General features: G+C 51.7%; 23 protein-coding genes and 1 pseudogene. 10 read left to right on the top strand and 14 right to left on the bottom strand.

Going from position 1 to position 18,964, the window contains the following annotated elements:
• Nucleotides 1-85 precede the first annotated feature (85 nt).
• Both BM029_RS19720 and BM029_RS19715 read right to left on the bottom strand, forming a co-directional pair.
• Entirely contained in the window at nucleotides 86-514 is a 429-nt protein-coding gene (locus BM029_RS19720) for an RNase H family protein (protein ID WP_092438939.1), read from the bottom strand.
• Between the two features lie 256 nt (nucleotides 515-770).
• On the bottom strand, nucleotides 771-2,012 hold the full coding sequence (locus BM029_RS19715; RefSeq protein ID WP_139217299.1) for a hypothetical protein: 1,242 nt from the start codon (nucleotides 2,010-2,012) through the stop codon (nucleotides 771-773).
• 254 nt (nucleotides 2,013-2,266) lie between these two features.
• Here BM029_RS19715 and BM029_RS19710 point away from each other — a divergent pair, with 254 nt between their 5' ends.
• Entirely contained in the window at nucleotides 2,267-2,587 is a 321-nt protein-coding gene (locus BM029_RS19710; RefSeq protein ID WP_092438935.1) for a helix-turn-helix domain-containing protein, read from the top strand.
• Between the two features lie 166 nt (nucleotides 2,588-2,753).
• Here the strand turns inward: BM029_RS19710 and BM029_RS19705 are convergent, their stop codons facing one another.
• From BM029_RS19705 to BM029_RS19690, 4 genes are all read right to left on the bottom strand, one after another.
• Nucleotides 2,754-3,008 (bottom strand): hypothetical protein, encoded by a 255-nt coding sequence (locus tag BM029_RS19705; RefSeq protein ID WP_139217298.1) that lies wholly within the window; start codon nucleotides 3,006-3,008, stop codon nucleotides 2,754-2,756.
• An 80-nt stretch (nucleotides 3,009-3,088) separates the two neighbouring features.
• Nucleotides 3,089-4,093, bottom strand: a complete 1,005-nt coding sequence (locus BM029_RS19700) for a nuclease-related domain-containing protein (RefSeq protein WP_170851150.1) — start codon at nucleotides 4,091-4,093, stop codon at nucleotides 3,089-3,091.
• Nucleotides 4,077-4,535, bottom strand: a complete 459-nt coding sequence (locus tag BM029_RS25720; RefSeq protein ID WP_139217297.1) for a hypothetical protein — start codon at nucleotides 4,533-4,535, stop codon at nucleotides 4,077-4,079. Before BM029_RS25720 ends, BM029_RS19700 begins: the two co-directional genes overlap by 17 nt.
• A 990-nt stretch (nucleotides 4,536-5,525) precedes the next feature.
• The gene (locus BM029_RS19690; RefSeq protein ID WP_092438929.1) at nucleotides 5,526-6,656 is read right to left on the bottom strand and encodes a hypothetical protein; all 1,131 of its coding nucleotides are present in this window, start codon (nucleotides 6,654-6,656) and stop codon (nucleotides 5,526-5,528) included.
• A gap of 84 nt (nucleotides 6,657-6,740) precedes the next feature.
• Between BM029_RS19690 and BM029_RS19685 the strand changes: the two genes are divergently transcribed.
• The 5 genes from BM029_RS19685 (at nucleotide 6,741) to BM029_RS19665 (ending at nucleotide 9,496) form a co-directional block, all read left to right on the top strand.
• A complete protein-coding gene (locus tag BM029_RS19685) occupies nucleotides 6,741-6,935 on the top strand; it encodes a helix-turn-helix transcriptional regulator (RefSeq protein ID WP_092438927.1) in 195 nt (64 codons plus the stop codon).
• The gene (locus BM029_RS19680) at nucleotides 6,932-7,561 is read left to right on the top strand and encodes a sigma factor (RefSeq protein WP_092438924.1); all 630 of its coding nucleotides are present in this window, start codon (nucleotides 6,932-6,934) and stop codon (nucleotides 7,559-7,561) included. Before BM029_RS19685 ends, BM029_RS19680 begins: the two co-directional genes overlap by 4 nt.
• A gap of 136 nt (nucleotides 7,562-7,697) precedes the next feature.
• Nucleotides 7,698-8,000 carry a hypothetical protein gene (locus BM029_RS19675; RefSeq protein ID WP_092438922.1) on the top strand — a complete coding sequence of 101 codons (303 nt, stop codon included), beginning with the start codon at nucleotides 7,698-7,700 and terminating at the stop codon, nucleotides 7,998-8,000.
• On the top strand, nucleotides 7,993-8,598 hold the full coding sequence (locus tag BM029_RS19670; RefSeq protein ID WP_092438920.1) for a DEAD/DEAH box helicase: 606 nt from the start codon (nucleotides 7,993-7,995) through the stop codon (nucleotides 8,596-8,598). The genes BM029_RS19675 and BM029_RS19670 overlap by 8 nt, the downstream gene beginning before the upstream one ends.
• Nucleotides 8,585-9,496, top strand: a complete 912-nt coding sequence (locus BM029_RS19665) for a DUF7146 domain-containing protein (protein WP_139217295.1) — start codon at nucleotides 8,585-8,587, stop codon at nucleotides 9,494-9,496. The genes BM029_RS19670 and BM029_RS19665 overlap by 14 nt, the downstream gene beginning before the upstream one ends.
• A 470-nt stretch (nucleotides 9,497-9,966) precedes the next feature.
• Here BM029_RS19665 and BM029_RS26360 read toward each other — a convergent pair whose 3' ends face one another.
• The 7 genes and pseudogenes from BM029_RS26360 to BM029_RS19635 form a co-directional block, all read right to left on the bottom strand.
• Nucleotides 9,967-10,197, bottom strand: coding sequence for an SMI1/KNR4 family protein (locus BM029_RS26360; protein ID WP_244545136.1), 231 nt, complete (start codon nucleotides 10,195-10,197; stop codon nucleotides 9,967-9,969).
• Between the two features lie 9 nt (nucleotides 10,198-10,206).
• Complete coding sequence (locus BM029_RS26355) at nucleotides 10,207-10,374, bottom strand: SMI1/KNR4 family protein (RefSeq protein ID WP_244545135.1); 168 nt, start codon at nucleotides 10,372-10,374, stop codon at nucleotides 10,207-10,209.
• Nucleotides 10,374-10,541 (bottom strand): annotated as a pseudogene (locus BM029_RS19655) (HNH/ENDO VII family nuclease); the annotation flags it as partial. The gene BM029_RS26355 and the pseudogene BM029_RS19655, both read right to left, overlap by 1 nt.
• 283 nt (nucleotides 10,542-10,824) lie before the next feature.
• Entirely contained in the window at nucleotides 10,825-11,256 is a 432-nt protein-coding gene (locus tag BM029_RS19650; RefSeq protein ID WP_092438914.1) for a hypothetical protein, read from the bottom strand.
• Nucleotides 11,257-11,353: 97 nt separating this feature from the next.
• Complete coding sequence (locus BM029_RS19645) at nucleotides 11,354-12,895, bottom strand: FAD-binding oxidoreductase (RefSeq protein ID WP_092438912.1); 1,542 nt, start codon at nucleotides 12,893-12,895, stop codon at nucleotides 11,354-11,356.
• A 17-nt stretch (nucleotides 12,896-12,912) separates the two neighbouring features.
• On the bottom strand, nucleotides 12,913-13,461 hold the full coding sequence (locus tag BM029_RS19640) for a hypothetical protein (RefSeq protein WP_092438910.1): 549 nt from the start codon (nucleotides 13,459-13,461) through the stop codon (nucleotides 12,913-12,915).
• A complete protein-coding gene (locus BM029_RS19635; RefSeq protein ID WP_170851149.1) occupies nucleotides 13,458-13,793 on the bottom strand; it encodes a c-type cytochrome in 336 nt (111 codons plus the stop codon). Before BM029_RS19635 ends, BM029_RS19640 begins: the two co-directional genes overlap by 4 nt.
• A gap of 253 nt (nucleotides 13,794-14,046) precedes the next feature.
• Here BM029_RS19635 and BM029_RS19630 point away from each other — a divergent pair, with 253 nt between their 5' ends.
• On the top strand, nucleotides 14,047-14,709 hold the full coding sequence (locus BM029_RS19630) for a TetR/AcrR family transcriptional regulator (protein ID WP_092438906.1): 663 nt from the start codon (nucleotides 14,047-14,049) through the stop codon (nucleotides 14,707-14,709).
• 3 nt (nucleotides 14,710-14,712) lie between these two features.
• Here BM029_RS19630 and BM029_RS19625 read toward each other — a convergent pair whose 3' ends face one another.
• Nucleotides 14,713-15,618: a LysR family transcriptional regulator gene (locus tag BM029_RS19625; protein WP_092438904.1), complete on the bottom strand. Its 906-nt coding sequence runs from the start codon at nucleotides 15,616-15,618 to the stop codon at nucleotides 14,713-14,715.
• A gap of 265 nt (nucleotides 15,619-15,883) precedes the next feature.
• Here BM029_RS19625 and BM029_RS19620 point away from each other — a divergent pair, with 265 nt between their 5' ends.
• The 3 genes from BM029_RS19620 to BM029_RS19610 all read left to right on the top strand — a co-directional run bounded on the left by BM029_RS19620 (nucleotide 15,884) and on the right by BM029_RS19610 (nucleotide 18,963).
• Complete coding sequence (locus BM029_RS19620) at nucleotides 15,884-16,816, top strand: VOC family protein (protein WP_092438902.1); 933 nt, start codon at nucleotides 15,884-15,886, stop codon at nucleotides 16,814-16,816.
• On the top strand, nucleotides 16,817-17,155 hold the full coding sequence (locus tag BM029_RS19615; RefSeq protein WP_244545134.1) for a Rieske (2Fe-2S) protein: 339 nt from the start codon (nucleotides 16,817-16,819) through the stop codon (nucleotides 17,153-17,155). It begins immediately after the preceding gene.
• A gap of 119 nt (nucleotides 17,156-17,274) precedes the next feature.
• The gene (locus BM029_RS19610) at nucleotides 17,275-18,963 is read left to right on the top strand and encodes a DUF1302 domain-containing protein (protein WP_244545133.1); all 1,689 of its coding nucleotides are present in this window, start codon (nucleotides 17,275-17,277) and stop codon (nucleotides 18,961-18,963) included.
• The last annotated feature ends 1 nt before the right edge of the window (nucleotide 18,964 follow it).

Raw genomic sequence — 18,964 nt, 5'->3', positions numbered from 1 at the left:
CTATGTCGCCGCGCTGTGCTGTATCCAGTTTCAACGACAAAGGCGGCCGATTGCGTTAAACGTAATTTCAACCCACGCCGTCGGATTAGTTCAACAGAATCTTCAACGATTTGGCCGCAGCGCGTGCCAGTCGATCTGCCGCGCTGTTACCAGGATCACCAGAATGGCCCTTGACCCAACGAACGGTAATATCCCTTGTCGTGCATAATTGACGCAACTGGTACCACAACTTGCTGTTCTGATTCTTCTCTACCTTGGCGCGGGTAGGGCGGGACATCGCATCGGAAATAGCTTTATGATCCGTGTAAATAGTGATTTTATCTTTCTTGGGGGCCGAACGCGCCGCTGCGATCACTGCGCGCAGCTCCATTTCCTGTACGTCACGGGATTGCATCGAACCGGTAATGGCGTGCTCATGGTCAAATAAGCCGCCTTCATCCATACGGATTGCCGCATAGCCGCCGCATCCAAACAAGTGCAGGACAGAGCCATCGGTGTAGTACTGAGTATGCATTCGTCGCCTCGCAATTCAAGGATTGATGAATCCATTAAACCACTTAAAATAGGCGGCGCAACTGGCTGTTGATGCCGACGTGTTGACCCAGGCTACCTCAGAGCCCATATCGGTTCTTTTTTTGGGGTACAGCTTGTGCGGAAAACAAAAGGAACCGTAATCGATTCCTTTTCAAGCTTTAGCTTTTTGACTGACCAACCATGCCTTTCTCCGTGCTATAAAATTTGACGTAGCCTTTACGCCAATCCAGGCAACCTTACTTCATGCTCGATCGATTGTTGGTCTTTATCGAGGCTTTCAAATCGGAAATCTGCTTTGCAAAATAAGTACATGCAGACGCAACAGTCGCAGGGTCACCGGCGAACAAATTGCTGTCGGACGGGTACCGCTTATACAGATCCGGCTTGGCGGCATCACTTGCGCAAGCCGCAACACGGTAAAAAGTCTGAATCATGTCCAACGAAATGAATGGCACCAACTGGTCATGCACCAATACGCCATTTATCATTTGATTGCTGCCGTCCGCATTCTTCCATGCCATTCCCTGATCCAATGTCATCGGCGCAGTTGGGTCGAAAACCCCGTTGTTCCATTTTCCTACTTGGACTGGGTTACCGGCAGCGTCGACCGCATTTGCGGCATAATTACCTTGCGCGCTCTGTGCGACAGCCTGCAATACAACACTGGAAGGCAAGTCGTAGCGAACACCAAACCATTCCAGCCCGCTAAGCAGGTCAAGATACGAGTGCAAGGGATCGTCGCTCGAACCAGGAACCACTTTCAAATAATCGATTCCGCCGTGCTGATTGGTTGACATGAATGTGTTGCTGCGACCGATCCCTAAGCCGGCCATGGAAGAAGCATTGAATGCCGCACCGAGGGTTATACCGCCTTTGGCCGCCGTGCTAGCCAGCACCTGCGATGCAATGTGGGTGGCAGGTGTGATCACAAAAAAATTGAAATCGGTTGTGACATACGGCGTCACCAGTTCCAGAGCCTTGTTAGGCTGCTTGGTGGCGTCAGCTTCTGACACGAAACTGCCGCCAGTAGCCACCAGACGTACCATACCTGCCGGCGCACTTGAAAGCGTCATGGAAAATTTCCCGTCAACGTCAGTCGCGGCGGACGTACCGAGCAAAGTACCATTGCTGCCATCGTCACGGACATTGTAAGCAGTCACGATTGCGCCTTGTGTGGCCGCACTGACGACGACGCCGGACAGCTGATTGGTCGCCGGCGAGGTTGTTGGGGCATTCGTCACCGGATCCGTTGGATTTACTACTTGATTCACTACTGGTGACGGGGTTGTGGTTCCACTGCCAGTCGAACTACCACTACCAGTAGAACCACCTCCACCGCCGCCACATGCCGAGAGCGAAAGCACGATGGCCGATGTCGCGAGTAGCTTGATGATCGTGGCGGAGATTGATTTTGAATTTTTCATATTCCCTTTCAAAGTGCCTGATTTTCTGGGCAGGTGGTTCGTCTTGTTCTTCAACTATCCGAAAGTCGACTTTGGACGAGAAGATTCAACCGCGAGACAGAGGTTTTAGAGATTTTATTTTTTTGAAAGCCATTTTTGCTGTGGTTCTATTCGGGACATACTGCCTACATGACTTTCAAAATTACTGTGGCGCAGCGGAGCCGGCACGAGCGCCCCAAACGACATTCCAGTAACTACGATATACGTAGTATCTAGAATAGCAAATAATTACGATTCTCGTAGTTCTTAAATGTATTGAAAACTACGAGATGAGCAATGCCAATGAAATATGGGGGCGCCGCCTCAAAGAAGCGCGTGTGGCCGCTGGTTTGTCGCAGAAACAGCTCGGAATTCAAGCGGGATTGGACCAGTTTGTGGCCAGCACACGAATTAATCGCTATGAACTAGGGATTCATAAGGCTGATTACAGCATAGTTCAGAATTTATCAAAGATTTTGGACGTACCCGCGGGTTATTTTTATACAGAAGAAGATAATTTGGCTGAACTGATGTTGGTATTCCACCGGATGCCAGGCAAAAAGAAAAATGACACAATCAAATTTGTCCGGACACTCGCGAGGACTGAGTAATATCGTCTTCTGGGTGCTGTGAATGCTAAAGGGGACTGACATGGCTAATCGGCCGTTTCCCCCGCATTTCCGACATCACAGTTAATACACGCAGCCCAAGAAAACCGGTCATTTTTGATGACGCGATACCTTGCCAAGTCGGAAATACGATTTTCTTCAGTGTAGATCATGTTGCGTTTTCCACCTGCCGCAATCGGTCATTGATTGCCTCGATTTCTTGCGCATACCGCATGGCCGGCAGTAAAACCGAGAGTGCCCGTCCGCTGCCATTGCCAATTTCCTCGATGGCAATCACGATCAAGTCTGTCAAGATCGTGATTGATTGTTCGAAATCCGATGAAAAATCCGTCTTCGTGCCAACCACATCCACTTCCATCGCCTCCGCCCGTACAGACCGTTTGTTTCGTTTATTGATAGACATCGTGACTCCCTGATTACTTGGATTGCCGACAGAAGACAGTACCGGGTACGGTCCCTGCGCTCCTGTTATTGGTTCAACGCTCATCGAATCGACGCAGCATTGACGATTTCGGTCATCTCCGCCCGCACTCTGGCCGCGTTAGCCCGTTCGATATGCCTTTTCATCGCGGCCGGATTGTCATTCATATGCGATAAAAGTAGGGCGATCACCGAAGCGGGATCCAGGATAGGGTGAGGTTTGTCGTGTTCAAATGCACGAAGGACGTTGCCAAGGTCCGAAGCAACCAACACATTCGTCGGGCTGTCGACGATTTTTACATCGTTGCCTTTGATCGCAACCAGGGGAATGAGCTCGCAGGGGAGGGCGATTTGGCGCTGTAATACGCGAGCCGCATTCTTAACCTGCTTCAGCGCATTACGCATTTGCGAATCCCCATAGGGAGATGACACCTTCCAGGTGGGAGAATCAGCTCCCGCTGACAGGGTGCCGGATTTGCATTTCGTCTCAATCACAAAGACGTTTCGCTCGGTAATCAACATGTGGTCGACCTCCACCGAAAATTCATTGGGCATGTGTTCGTTAAAGACAAGCAATTTGCCATGAAGGGAGCGGGACGCAGGTAGATGCTCCTTACGACAATCTTCAATGAGTTTTTGCACATAACATTCGGCAGCGATCCCTGCCATTTTTTTCTGAATTGCAGGATCCTCAGAATATTGTTCCATCCAATGCAGGATATTGAACAGTAGTCCGCAAGGGAGAGCGGCGCAGAGCGCAAATATGTAGACCATGATCTGATCAACGTGCGTGGGGGTGACAGAGAGTTTTTTTTCGATGACAAAAAGCACGAACAAAAACATGATACCTGCCAGCCATTTCATGGGGACGTAGAGCCATTTCATCGATGACCAACTTCTCGAGCACCATTCCAGGTGCAACGCGCGGGAGATGGGGCGTTTCAGGAGAAAGAAAATCGCCAGCATGATCGCTGTTGTCGCAAAAAAAATGGCGGTCAATCCTAATCCCAATACGACGCCAATCGCGCTGGTGACGAAATCGTCATTTTTATTATTTTTGTGACTCATGACGATTTCCCTTTGATTGTTGTATCTGACGAATGGCGCAACGCAGGCCAGCGATGGGGCCATGTTGTCTAACGGTCCGGACGGTGCACCAGAGATCATTGGCCAGTTCTAGTTTGGCGAGCGTGATGGCGTGATGACGCGCATGAAATGCGTACATAGCGTGCTCCAGAGAATCGTGCGGCTTGAGCAAGCGATGGAATAGGCAGTTCAACTCCCACCATGCGACTCTATAGTCGCCACGGCCGGCCAACTGGGCTTTGACTGAGCGGCGGTCCATCGCCGAGACGTCGGTCATCCATACGCCGTGCGCGGGGATACCTGGTGCAAGGTAGACGGTTTTGGTGCGTTTGCTGCTGGCGATTGATTGTAGAAACTTCGCTCTTTCTGTTCTTGCGAAATCGGTAGACATCAGGTTTTCGTTGGTGATGTGATGGGGATCCATTTTGTGTGCTCTCAGGTTTTAGTTCCGGAGGAGGGGTGCGTCCTGTGGGAACAGCTAGGCCGTTTGGCCGTCTGGCGCGAATCAACTTGGCGCCGACAGTTAATTGATCCTAACAAAGGAAATTGCCCGCGCAAGTGGCCAAAATGGGAGTCGGAAAAAATAAGCAGGAATGACTCGGGATTGATTTTTCATCTGGGCGCGGCATAATCCGGGAGTCGGCACAATCGTTGTGACAAAGCAATTCGCCCCTTCGTTATTTCGCGTTCATTCTGCCCATGTTGAGCAGGAAAATGAAGTTGACTATCGTTGGCATCCATAGTCTGGTCGCCACGTCAATGTTCGAGATATTGAGCAGAGCGGCGGCGGTCGCGTAGCTCGGGGTGCAGTACTAGTCGTGGCAGAGTGGACGCTGGACGCAGTAGTGTGCTCTGCTATGGCCCTGGGTGAACAGAAGGTCATTGCAGCAGCGTTGCGAAACCTGCATCAATTGCTTGCTGATCGGCATTTACGCGGAAACTCTCCTGACGGTTCCAACATAGTCAGGGAGAAATGCAATGGGCAAGCAACCAAATGCCCTTCAAGTGGGTCGGCAATCACTGCAGACATACGTTTCAGATAAACATGACGTTTGACCCCTCGAACGCTAGGGGATGAGTGCGGCGCACAATGGTAATTACCCATCTGGCGAACCAGTTGGTGCAGGCAGCCGGCGTCGCCACGCCAAAGGAACATAACGATTACGAACGTTGATCGGTTAGTTGAGCTCCTTCTCAAACGCAAAGCAGCGGTCTATGTCCGGCAGTCGGTCCAAACTCAGGTTCAGACAAATCTGGAAAGCCAGTGTCGTCAATACGACCTCGTGAATGAAGCAAAGCGACAGGGATTACGCGACGTCGCGGTTGTTACTCCAAAGCCGGTGACCTGATTCGCCCGGTCCGTGGATTTTCCCTGCTGTCCTGCGACGCGTGACCAGTCAGGTACGGAAATTTTTCAATCCTTTTTTTCGAATTCGGCGTACCAGCTTTCGGCATTTTTTTGCCATTCTTCATCAGACAATCTTCGAAGGATTGAAGGGAGCGTCTTCAAGCATCTTTTTGTCCATTGTTCCGATGATGCCGGTTTCTTCTCAAGTTCGCGCAAGAGAAGAATAAGTTCTTCAATTGTTTGTGCATCAAATCCTCGAAAATATTCTTCGTGATAACTAGCGACTGCACTGGGTAGTTGCTTTAGTGAGGAAGACATACGTCCTGGTAGAAACGCGATCCAATAGGCATATCGACGCAAATAAGATGGCTCAAGTGTGCCTGCGCGAATAGCAACGCCAACATCGGAAATAAGGCGCATCGCGGAATAAAAGTGAAGACGTCTTTTTTCATCCTTTCCGCGGGCGGCTCGAGGGGTGTGGTGGTCGCAATATGTTGGAGAATGCTTCTCTAGTCCACGAGAATGCTTCTTTAGTCTAAGCGGTGCGTCATCGTTTATTAGATCCATAATTTCAGGTTTCAGTTTGGGTCCTAGACGAACCATTTCATCCAATTTCATCTTTGCAGCTGTAGGCTCAAAACAGAGTTCGCAATATCCATGATGAAAAAATTGCAGATAGACTGGCAGTTTGTCGGAGAGTTGCCGATTTTTTCCTCTTCGAACCTTTGCCGTGCCTTTAGAAAGTTGCCCGTCTTCCGAAATAATTATTGCAGGCACTTCCCCTGGCACATGGATGGCGCATCGACGCAAAAAAAATCTGAGTAAGCCTATTGTCGTGACCGCAGACTCGTAAATTGACACGTGCGGTTGAAGGAGCTCCAATGTTTCCAAGTGTTTTTTTGACCAATCAAGGAGGCGAATATCTGCGTCTCCAAGCTTAAGTTTTATGAGACCTGAAATTTTCCATTCTGGTTGTGGAAAGTAAAAGTCTTTTACGAATTTGATAAACGGTTGATCTATGCATTTCGCTACTTTTTTGGGAATTGAAGATATGGGTGAGCACCGCGAATCGCGGTCAGTCAATTCGCTCATACATTTTTTTATGGCCGCAATAATTTCGGGTGCGGCATGTTGGTGTCGCTCAAGTTCAACATCAAAAGTTTTTGCAAAATGTTTAATGAATTCTGCTCTTGACACGATTCAGATCCTTTTTGTCCTTCGTACGGTTTGAGACATTATGGGACATTGTGGTTGCCGACTTTGGCTACCACTGGAACCAATATGGAACAGAAAATTATACGCTTGCCAGAATTAAAGAAAAAGCTTGGAGCAAGCAGATCTTTCATTTATTACAGTATCAAAAAAGGCACGTTTCCAAAGCAAATTTCGATCGGAATTAGGGCGGTTGGATGGCTCGACACGGAAGTCGAAACCTGGATTCAGTCGCGAATCGCTTTGAGGGGGAAGAAAAAATGACGCGTTCATCCTACTTTCCTGAAACCGATATTTTGGCGAGCGACGACTCCTGTCAGCCTCTTCAAAGCGGGTTCATTACTCAATCGTATCTTGAAAACATCAGATCGAGTGCCGACGCGATGAGGCAACCCGCTTTGATTTTTATACTTGAAAATAAAAAGCAAATCGAGCAAAAAGCAAAAAAATTCGGTGTGGATTTTGACGATGTTTGCCAAGAAATCTGTCTTATTTTTATTGAGAAGGCTACAAATTTTGATGCGTCACGTGGAGCATTCAAAGGTTTTATTTTTGGCCACCTGGATAAATTGCTGCGTCGAAAATCCATTGGAGCGCTTCGGTTTGCGGCGTCGATCGATGACAGCGTCGAGAAATCTAAGATGATGCGTGTGCAAGTAGAATCGGTAGCTATGACAGATGCTGATGAAACGCGCACTTACGGCAGATGCCTTCCCGCGCCAGGCCAGGAACGTCTGGAAGCCAGCGCTCAAATAATTAGCGGAAAGTCGGCGCGTGAACTGGCCGTTGAGCGGGGCATCACGACGCGGCGGATGAACCAGATTTTAAAAAATGTGAGAGAGGAAGCAGCGGTGCAATTTGATTTGGAATTTACCAAGGAGCAAAAATGACGGTTCTTGATAATTCCAAAAAAATGCAAATCAATATTGAACTTGGAAATGGTGAAGCGCGCTCGAAGAATGAATACTTGATTGCGAAACCGTTCGACATGCATGACTGCCAAATGGGCCACGATTCGGAGGGCCTATGCATTTCCTAATAGTCAAAAACTGGGAACAATTCCAGCATTACGCCAGGCGCAATCCCCCTTGGATCAAGCTTCATCGTGCCGTCATGGACGACTATGCTTTTTGCTCACTACCGGATGCCGCAAAGGGACACCTGATGCTGCTTTGGCTGTACGCGAGCCAGAACAACGGGAAGGTACCTGTCGATCCGCCATTCCTTGAAAACAAGCTGTCCATCAAAAATCTGAATCTTGACGTATTGATTGAACGCGGCTTTTTGATCAACACCTCGTTTACGAACGGAGTGCCAGCACATGAATAACATCTTATATGCTAGCAATCTGCTAGCAAAATGCTATCCGCTGACTGATACGCCAGAAGAGTGTGCTAGCAACTTACTTGCACCGCAGAAGAGAAGAGAAGAATTAAAGGCAACGGCGCCCAGCCAGGAAGTGATTGATTTGACGCTGGGGCCATATCAAGCGCTCGCGGTGCAAAATTTTCATGCCTGGCTGGCTGGGGGAGTGGTTCGGCAAATGCTGTATTCGCCTACCGGCCCCGGCAAAACTGAAATCGCGATGGCTATCGTCAAAGGTGCCTGCGCAAGGAACAAGCGGGTGGTATTCCTATGCAACCGCATTCACTTGATCGTACAACCATCCCGCCGATTTTTAAGCTTCGGTATAGCGAACTGCATCATCCAGGGGCATAACACGACGCGGGTGTACGAGAAAATCCTAGTCGCACCAATCAGGACCATCACCAAACGTGTACTGCTGAAAATAGACTTGCTGATTATTGACAAGGCCCACACCGTTGCCGGGTCCAAGGGCTATCGCGCCATCATCGTAGCGGGAGGTGGTTGTCCGGTAATCGGTCTGACGGCCAAGGGCAAGGAGAAGTGTCGTGCAGCGCCTTAAATTAAAAACGGCAGACGCTGCCGTCGGGCGTTGGCCCGGCATCTTACAGACGCTTGGAGTCGCCCCGCAGTTTCTGCGGAACAAGCATGGTCCCTGTCCTATGTGCGGGGGCAAGGACCGTTACCGATTCGACGACAAGGTCGGGCGGGGTACATGGATTTGCTCGCACTGCGGCGCAGGCGACGGATTTGAGTTGCTGCGGCGCCTGATGGGCTGGGGATTTGTGCAGGCAGCAAACGAAGTAGATCGTGTTGTCAGCATGGTGCAGATCTTAACTATCAGCCAGGAGCGCAGCGAAGAAAGCAAGCTGCGGGCACTACGAGATGCATGGGCGGCCAGCAAGCCCGTATCCCAAGGCGATCCGGTCTGGCGCTATCTGAGTCATCGGGTTGGTATCAATGTGACACCGGGTGATATCAGGTTCCACCCGGCGATGCCGCATACCGATGGTGGTGTCCATCCGACGATGTTGGCACTGATGCGGTACCCCGACGGAGCCGTAGCATCGATCCATCGCACTTACCTGACGGACGATGGTCAGAAAGCCAAGGTAAGTGAAGTCAAGAAATTCATGCCAGGCAAACTGCTCCCGACTTCCTGCGTCCGGTTAGGCGCGATTGGGCACCGGGTCGGGATTGGAGAGGGCATAGAAACCGCCTTGGCGGCATCACGCCGGTTCATGACGCCGGTGTGGGCAGCAACGAACGCAGTATTGCTGGAGTCCTGGGTTCCGCCGGCTGGCGTTGCCGAGGTGCTGATTGCCGGCGACAACGACACGTCATACACGGGGCAGTCCGCTGCATTCGCATTGGCAAAACGGCTTGAGAACAATGGCTATGCAGTTGAAGTCCACATACCAGGCACAAAAGATCGGGACTGGGCTGATGACGATATCTAAAAAATTCTGGGCAGGCTTTGTTGCCCATGCGTTGCCGAGATCGGCCTGGATCCCACGTGGGTATAACTACTTGCCCACCCTACATGGGTTGAGTCAGCGTCGTTTTACAGCTTAGTTGCCGTTGTTGTTGGTGCCGATGAATTTTTGACCTAGGGCGCCGATTTTTACTGACCCATTTCGACAGTTGGTAACTCCGCCTGGGACAACGGCTTGAGAGGCAGGGGGCTGGGGCAACGAAATCCCGGCAAGTGGCAACGGAGTTGGTGCCGCTCCGTTCCACCACCGCCAAACTAGAGGGCAGTGGCAGGAACAGTACGCCACTGGCAATCGTGTCCCTATTCGTCACCAGCGTGGTAAAGCCGTTAAATGCGAGTAGCCCGGAGGCGTCTTCACCTTGTTGTAATTGACGGTTGTCGGACATGAAGCAGGCCGTCCGTGCTGTTCATGACGATGGTTGTCGTCCCCGTCAATCACGGCGTAAAAAGCGCATTGCCCAGGAAGGTCTCTAAATCTTGATCAAGAGTCTTGACGATACCGCCATTCGGCGCGGCCCATTGTAGCACCTTGCCGCTCTCGTTCTGGTACAGGTAGTAGTGCCCGTCGCCAAGCTCCAGCAGTGGTACCGCGCTGGTGGGATAGCTAGGCTCACGCGCTAGCTCGTTATACTTGTTCAGCACGTTGAGATAATAGTCGTCGGGCACTCCCAGGCCTTACATCTCGTTGGCCTCGAATTCGATCAGGCCAGATTCGGACAGAAACTCCATATACTCTGCCGATAAGGCGAAGCCAAGCTTCTTCTCCAGTGACGTGATGGTTACTTTGTCCACAGGTCTGGTGTCGGCGTTGTGGTGCTCAACCAAGGCTTTCAAATGTTTCATCAGGCATTTTCCTTTTGATAGATCAGTTCAGCGGCGCGCGTTTCCCAATGGGCCTCGCGCTCTCCGATGAATCCGGTGCGGTCGATTTCGGATTCCTTCTTCTTGTCATGCAAAATAATATCGTTGCCGTTGCCGCAATGCTCTTCCTTACTCAGTTCTGCCAACGGTTGATCCTTCTTGAAGAGGCATTTCCGCGCCCCCTCCGTTTGGGCTGTACACGCTGTTCAAGATCAAGCCACGTTTCCCGTCCTTGGACCCATCCTGATGATTCCGCACCTGAAGGACAGCCGGCTACCTGTGATTCGTGAAATGGGGGGCTTTGAAAATGAAGGCGAACATCCAATCGAGGCACTTCTCGCTCGCCGGTAACCCGTGATCAGATTGGCTGAGGCGGTGAGGGGGACGGCAGGCGGAAAGTGCGGCCTGCTGCGCCACTTTCTGTATTCGGCATTACCCCCGATAGAGCAAGAGCCGCGCGACCTCCTCCGGCTTATCGATCATCAGCCAATCCTCTGCCATTTTGGCGTAATGTCTTGGGGACGCTTTGTCACCCTCAGCATAGTGCTCCTTGCCGTCCTCCTCGATGATGATACGAACATGGCCGTCCAGTAGCATGAGAAAATCCATGCGCTGTCGTTCCAGTACTTGATCCTTGCCAAGCTTAGCCAGCTCATTTTGGGTGAGCGGGTCGTAGCGCAGGTATACTTGGGGGATCAGGGCCGGTAGGCGATCGCCCAGATTCTTGCCGAAGATCTCGTGATAAATGCGGAAGATCGCGTATTCTCCAGGCGAGTTGGTCAGCTTCACAGACCGCTTCAGGCGCTCGCCCAGCAATTGACGCGCCACCTTCGACCAGCCAATCCTTGGCGCTCTTGCCACCATGCGGCCATGCCCACCATGTTAGACCGCCGACGGACAAGGGGCGATCAAAGACCAAGCACATGTCCGCGTGCTTGGTTATCCGAGCACCAACGCCTTGTCAAATTCGAATACCGGATTTTCCAGGTGCGATGATTCCCTTTGGGTCCAACGCCCGTTTGATGCGCTGGTTGACTATTTTTTTCACCGGGCCGTATATATCGGCGACCTGTTCCATGAACGCGATGTTGGTACGGTACACGCCATACCCCTGCGCGCCGAATTCCCGTATTAGGCGCCCGAAGCACTCATGAGCCTTCTGCAGTTCCGCCGGATTGGAACGATCGAACAACAGATCGATAACCAAAGTCATGTCGCGCGGATTGACCATGTATCCACCCATGAAATCAAAACCATACTCGGCTAGGATCGACTTACCCAGACGCATGGTCTTTAATGCTTCGAACCCGCGAGCCTGCATGACAGGCGCAAACCATGCGGAACCGCCGCCTCCGCGCCAGTTGTAAAGCCCGTACTCCACCATGTCCAGGCGTCCAGCCATCAGGCCTTTGCCATGTTCCCAGGCAGGATCGCCACCAAGCTGCTCCTGAGTAAGCAGCATGCCTCCGGAATCCTTGAATGCTTCGATCACGGTTTTCCAGTCCGCCGCTACGCGTTCTTCACTTCCATAGAGCGCAGCATTGACTCCCCACACCGGTAAACGCTTCGGCTTCAGGAAGTTGGTGAGCCACTCGTCGGTAACCGACCCTGGCTCCGTGTAAATGTCGGCACGCCGCGCGAACCATGCTAGCGCATACAGCGCATGTCCTATTACCGCGGTGTTTTGAATTACGCCTTTCAGACGCAACTGCTGCGTGATTTCAACAGCCTTGCCGATATCCTCATGATTGGCAAAGGCAACCAGAAAAGGCTTGTATGTAGCCGGTGCCGGCATTAGCCACAGGCCGAGCTTGGTGACGATTCCAAAATTCGATTGCGAAAACAGCCCATCGAGGACCGGCCCATAACCGTATTTGTGCGACTGCCATGCTTTGGTATTCGTAATGCCACCCGACCCTGTGCGTAGCACTTCACCTGATGCCAGCACGACTTCCATGCCGCATGAATGAGCGAAGTGGTCACCGTAAGGTGTATATCCGATGCCGCGTTCCAGGCTTTGTCCGACCGGTCCCACTAGCGAACCCGCGCCCGGACCAGCGATCCAGAATGGCAGGTTGCGTTCGTCGATGTATGTTTGCAACTGCTGATAGGTGACCCCAGGCTCCAGCAAGACGGTCCCAAGCACAGGATCGAACTCCAGGATTTTGTTCATGCGCTTCAGGTCGAGCACCATCTGTCCCGGGACCGCGGGTGCCGCCGTGCCATAGCCAAAATTCTTGCCCGTTGATATGGGCCACACTGGAATTCGGTATTTGCTGCAAACGGCGAGCACCGCCTGCACCTGCTCGACTGATTCTGCGATTAGGGCGCCGGCCGGGGCATGCTGCTGCTCGGGATTTGGCACCATGATCTTTTTGTAGGGGGCAAGGCGTTCCATATCGACAATGACGTTGTGATTGCCGAGTATCTTGCGATATTCGGCAATCGCGCGCGCGAACTCGGCTTTGGATACATTTGGCGGCAATACTGTGATTTCATTCATTTCAAATCCTCTAGCGTTTAAAGTTGCGCAACAATCGATACGAATTGCCTTCCGACGGAGGTATGAGCGTTATGGGGTAATCCCGTGTTTTGCACTACCTGCTCATTCGGAAATACAGTGTCTGTGGCGACTTTCACCAGCCAGTCCCCGAGTCGACCCGCGTCAGCATCGACTAAATGGCTGCTTTCCCACAGGATCCGAGCGTTGAGCTCGCGCAAGCCCATGTTGAAAAAAATCTGGTCGCGATCGTCCAGCAAAACTACTGCGCGCATGCCACGCATCTTCTGCAATATATTGAGGATCAGCTCCGGCTGTTGAAACAATGAGGTGGAGTGGCCGACCACAAAGTGCGAATCCTTGCACCCAGTGGCAATCGCCGAGCCGCATGTGCGAATGGCATTGAATTCGGCGATAGAGGCTGAGACGATGTACTGGATGCTGGACCTGCTGCGTGGCATGGAGCCGGCTAGCGAAGCGGTGACGGGTTTGGCATGTAGCGACCCAAACATCGTAGCTAGGGAGGCGGACGCCGAAGCGAGAATGAAGTGACGGCGGTCCATGGTCATGGCTGACCTCCGGTAGTGGCTGGTGGCGTAGCTTGCAGCCAGTCGGCAAGCTCGATCAACTCGGCATCACTGATTTCTGTCGGGCGCCATGCTGGCATGGCATTATGCCCGTTCCTGACAAAATAACGGATGGCTGGAAGGGCCAATCCTCGCCCTGTAATGCGCGGTCCGATATTAGCCTCATGGCATTGGGCGCAAATCTGCTTGTAGGTTTTCTCGCCGCCACGTATCTGCCCTGCATTTTCCGCAGCATTTGCAAGCGGCATTGCGATGCCAAGTGCGGCGAATATCCACGTCAGCTGCAAAGCCGGACGCGGCATCAATTTATTCATCGTTTCTCCTTTAACCCAACTTGATGTATCGATCATGTTCTCGGCATCCAACAATTAAGCATGAAATCGAGACAGCGCTACCAGGTTCTCAAGTTATCATTCAAAATCAATTTTGAAAATACATTTTGAAAAATAATTTTAAAAAGTGCCTTGGGTAAAAGCTTGGGATTTGGCACAATGTCGGAAAGTTCTCGCCGCAGTAACAGTGGACGGTCTTGTAGCAGGCTGCTACATCGATACCTAATATGCTAATATGACAACAAAAAAAAATTCGCAGATATCCGACCCGACTACAAGGGAACGCATCCTTAGATCGGCCAAGCATTTGTTCGCGCAAGATGGGCTTGATGCGAGAGTAGCGGATATTGTGGAGGACGCGGGAGCAAATATCGCGGCGATCAACTACCATTTCGGCAGTAAGGAAAACCTCCTTAGAGAGGTATTAGAAATCGCCTGCGGCCAAGTACATGATGAGCGGCTGCTATTGCTGAATTCCGTGACAGAAGGCGGGAGAGTGGCCACTGTCAGGGAAATTATCGAGTCCTGGGTAGTACCTGCATTGAGGAAGGTATTCGCTTCCGATGATGAAGGGCCTTTCTTGGCTCAGCTCACGCGAATCGTCACTACGCTGGATACGAACAAGAAAATCGGCGAATCGGTCGCCCGGCAATTGGATGAGTGTAATGGAGCTTTTCTGGATGCGCTTGAAAAAAGCCGGCCTGACTTGACTCGGGCCTCACTGGTCTGGCGGCTTTTCGGAATGATCGGGGTGCTCGTATTCATCAGCGGGAATAATCTTCGCGGAATGGAGGAGCTGTCTCGTGGCGCCTCCCATCCGCGCAACTTCGATGAAGCAATGCGCGAGATACTGCCATTTCTAGTTGCGGGATTTGAAGCGCCCGCGCCACCAAAGTGATCATCAAATCATGCGACCGACCTCAGCGATGCATTCGCGCAGCCATGTCAGCGCCAGGTCGTTAGTACGGTGTTTGTGCCATTGCATCATCTGTATGAGTTTTGGTATCTGCATGGGCGGTTGCCAGACGCGGATCGGCAAGCTACCTATATCGCGCTCTACCAAGCGCCGGTGAACGGTGGCAATACGGTCTGTGCCAATTACCATGCGATGCAATACCGCCAGAGTTGATGCGGTGACCTCAACGCGTCGTTTTACGTCAAAGCGTTCTAAAAACCAGCTATCGAAAGCAGGCATACGAGACCCCGAATACTGCCCCGCAATGTGTCCCACCGACATGTAGTCGTCAAAGGTTAATTGATCGCGAATGCGCGTATTACCTTCCCATGTAACACAAACGTATTGCTCTTCAAAAATCGGCTGCGACGGATGCTCTTCTGATATGTACTGCGAAGGCACGATCAGCAGGTCCGTATCGCCTCGATCAATTAGAGAGGCTGGGTTCTCCTGCTGCGCTTTCAATTCGAGCCTAATGTGGGGAGCTTCCCGGTACACCCGTTCGACCAGCGCGGGTATCAACACAGTCGTCGTAAAGTCTGATACCAGTAGCGTGAAAAGGCGTGACTCGGTGGCAGGGTTAAAGGTTGGCTGTGCTGCGACGGTGCTTTCGATACGCATGAGCACTTCGCGTACCGGCCCAACGAGAGATTCGCCACGCGGTGTCAACGTCATTCGTCGGCCTGATGACTCAAGCAAGGGATCATTGAAATAATCGCGCAATCTTGCCAGCGAATTGCTCATGGCCGGCTGACTCAGGAACAAGCGCTCGGCCGCCCGGCTGATACTGCGCTCTTTGAGTAGCGCATCCAGTGCTACCAGTAGATTAAGGTCGAGTCCATTAAATCGCATAGATACCTACGTATAAGTTTCATGAATTGCTTGCATTGATAATATCCATTATACAAATACTTTCGACGTTTGTAATATGCAGTCAAAGAAATCTGCATAACAGTCATTCATCAAGCAAATAAGACGGGAGTTGCAAGATGAGCTGACTCGCGTTCAGTCCACCATGTCAGGTCGGAATATTCCCGGTCGCTTGGATGGCGGGTCGTGGCATGCAGAGATACAAGGTTGTAGCCGAGCAAATCTCCATAAAATCAAAGGAATTAGCATGAATATCTTGGGACCAGACGAACTCGTGTTTGGCGTTGATGACATCGAAGGGTGCTGCCAGTACCTGCAAGACTACGGACTGCAAGGTATTGATGTGGGTGCGCATGGAGGCCGCTTCGAAGCGATGGATGGCACGGCCGTGGTGGTGCGTCGCGCCGACGACCCAGCATTGCCACCGGCGATCGGCCCTGCGCCGTCGTTACGCGAAACGGTGTACGGCGTAGCTGACGCCGCGGCACTAAAGCAGATTCATGCCGAGCTTTCCAAAGACCGCGAATTGACGGAAGCAGGCGATGGCTCCTTGCACTGCTTCGATGACATGGGTTTTGCGTTAGGTTTCCGCGTGACGACCCGCCGCTCCCTGATCGCGCCGCCTGTCCTGAGTAATGCACCTGGTGCACCCCCGCAGCGCGGACCTAACAAGGTAGCGGTTGACCAGAATGCGGTGATCCTGCCACGCACGCTGTCGCATGTTGTTTATTTCGTCCCTGATGTAGCCAAGGCGGAAGCGTTCTACGTGGATCGACTTGGTTTTCGTCCCACCGACCGCTTTACCGGTGTGGGGCCGTTCCTGCAGCCGGCTGGCACATTGGATCACCACACTTTATTTCTGATCCAGACACCCCCGTTCATGAAGGGGTGCGACCACTTTACCTTTCACCTCGGCAGTGGCACTGATGTTTTGCTGGCGGGTACGCGATTCGTGAACAAGGGATATCAGTCTTTCTGGGGACCCGGGCGACATTTGTATGGCTCCAACTGGTTCTGGTATTTCAATAGCCCGCTTGGTTGCAAGATGGAATATGACGCCGACATGGATTTACACGATGCGAACTGGCTCGCACGTGAATCAAAGGTGGGTGCCGACACCTCACAACTTTTCTTGTTTAGCCAACGAGACAAATGGTTTCCGGGCGACGAAAGGCATTGAGTGGAAGCATCTGTGGAGCTGTGTCGCTCGGACCAGTTGACGCCGGGCACGGCGCGTGGGTTCGATCCTTGGGGTACGGGTGAAGATACTGTATTTGCTGTGCGTAACGGCGCAGAAATCAGGGTGTTTCGCAACAGCTGCCCCCATCAGCTAAGGCCGCTGGGATGGCGCAAGGACAAATTTCTGAGCGCCGATGGAAAGCACATTATCTGCTTTGCACATGGTGCCCGATTTGACCTTGCCAGCGGATTGTGTGTGTCTGGCCCTTGCATGAATCAGTCGCTGGTGTCGCTGGAGTGTACGGTCGATGAGCGCGGCATCGTTGTATTGGTTGAATGAACGGGGGCGTCGATAGCAACGTTATGCCGCCTGCGGAATTTTTCCGCTTTGACAAAAAACGAAAAAAAATACCGACTAAAACAGGTATCTGAGTATTCACAAACCAGGAGGAGACAGTAGTGAAGCATTCCATCATCTCAAAAAAAGGTTGTGCACGTCGTTACGTCACGCGCCGTTTTCCCTTGCGCGCACTTTCGCTCGCAGCGCTCACTATGGCCGGCAGCGCGCATGCATTTGAAATAGAGACAGAGAATCCAGATTTAAAGATGCACTGGGATAACACCGCGAAATATTCTGCAGCTGCACGACTCAAGGGGCAGGCGCCGATTTTGACGTCTGACCCTAATCAGGACGATGGGGACAAAAACTTCAATCGTGGTCTCATTTCGAATCGACTGGATCTACTTTCAGAATTTGACGCTACCTATAAGGATTTCGGCATTCGCGTAAGCGGGGCCGCATGGTATGACACGGTTTACAACCAATCCAATCAGAATAACAGTAGCCCGAGTACGGTAAATTCCTTTGGGACACGGAATAACCAGTTTTCCAGTGCGACTAAAAGTTTAAGCGGTCAAAAGGTCGATTTGCTGGATGCCTTTGTGTCTGGAAAAATCAACCTGGGCGATATGCCGGCAACCTTCCGGCTCGGCAGGCACGCTTTGATTTGGGGTGAAAGTCTCTTCTTTGGCGGAAATGGTATTGCAGCCGGCCAGGCCCCGATTGACGTTAGTAAAGCACTTGCCGTTCCCAATTTAAAATTCAACGAACTAATCCGGCCGGATAACCAGCTATCTGGCCAACTTCAGATCAAGCCCAACATTTCAGTGGGCGGGTATTACAAGTTCAGTTGGGAAGAAAACCGCTTACCCGCCTTGGGAAGCTACTTTTCCGGTATTGCGCCTGACTTCGTGTTGCCCGGTGCCGATATGCTTTTTGTTCCTGGTGCTGGGACAAATGTATTTTTTGGGCGCGAAGCAGACATGAAGGCGAAGAATTCGGGTCAGGGAGGGGTACAGTTAAAGTATCGGCCTGAGGGAACCGAAGTTGATTTGGGCTTTTACGCCCTTCAATACAACGATCGGAATTTTCAGGTTTTGCTAAAGCCTGGTGTTTTCACCTCTGCACCGCTTGCTCCTAATCAGATCGGTCAATACCAACTCGCCTATCATGAAAATATCAAAACCTATGGCGTTAGCGCGAGCACTTCAGTAGGTAACGTCAACGTAGCCGGCGAGATATCGGTTCACCGAAATCTGGACTTGCAAAGCACCGCGCAACTGGATTTTACGAACTCCAGTAACAATAGTTCTAATCCTCTCTACGCGGTCGGTAATTCCTTGCAAGCTCAAGTCTCCTGGATCGCGTCATTGGGACCAAGCTTTATCGCCCGAGAGGCGAGCTGGATTGGGGAGGTCGCATGGAACCGACGTACGAGCATCACGAAAAACGCTGGTGCACTTGACCCGAATTCGACCCGCGATGCGTGGTCCCTGCGCACAGTCTTCGAACCCGCTTACAAGCAAGCGTTGCCGGGGGTAGATCTGAGTATCCCTATCGGCCTGGGCTATACGCCAAAAGGGAGCAGATCTTCGGTTGTCGGCGCCTTTGGCGTCGAAAATGGTGGTGATATCAGCGTCGGTCTTAACGGCGCATACCTGGATGCATGGCGCTTTGGCCTGAACTACACGCATTACTACGGTCGCCAAAATACCTTCCTGGTTCCTATCAGCATTGCCAATCAGACCTATGCGCAGAGTTTAAAGGATAGGGATTTTATTTCCTTCACTGCCAGCCGCACATTTTAAA

The sequence above is a fragment of the Collimonas sp. OK607 genome, from assembly GCF_900111995.1.
Classification (GTDB): domain Bacteria; phylum Pseudomonadota; class Gammaproteobacteria; order Burkholderiales; family Burkholderiaceae_D; genus Collimonas.
The sequence above is the reverse complement of the archived record's forward strand: the minus strand, read 5'-3'. Positions and strand labels throughout refer to the sequence as shown.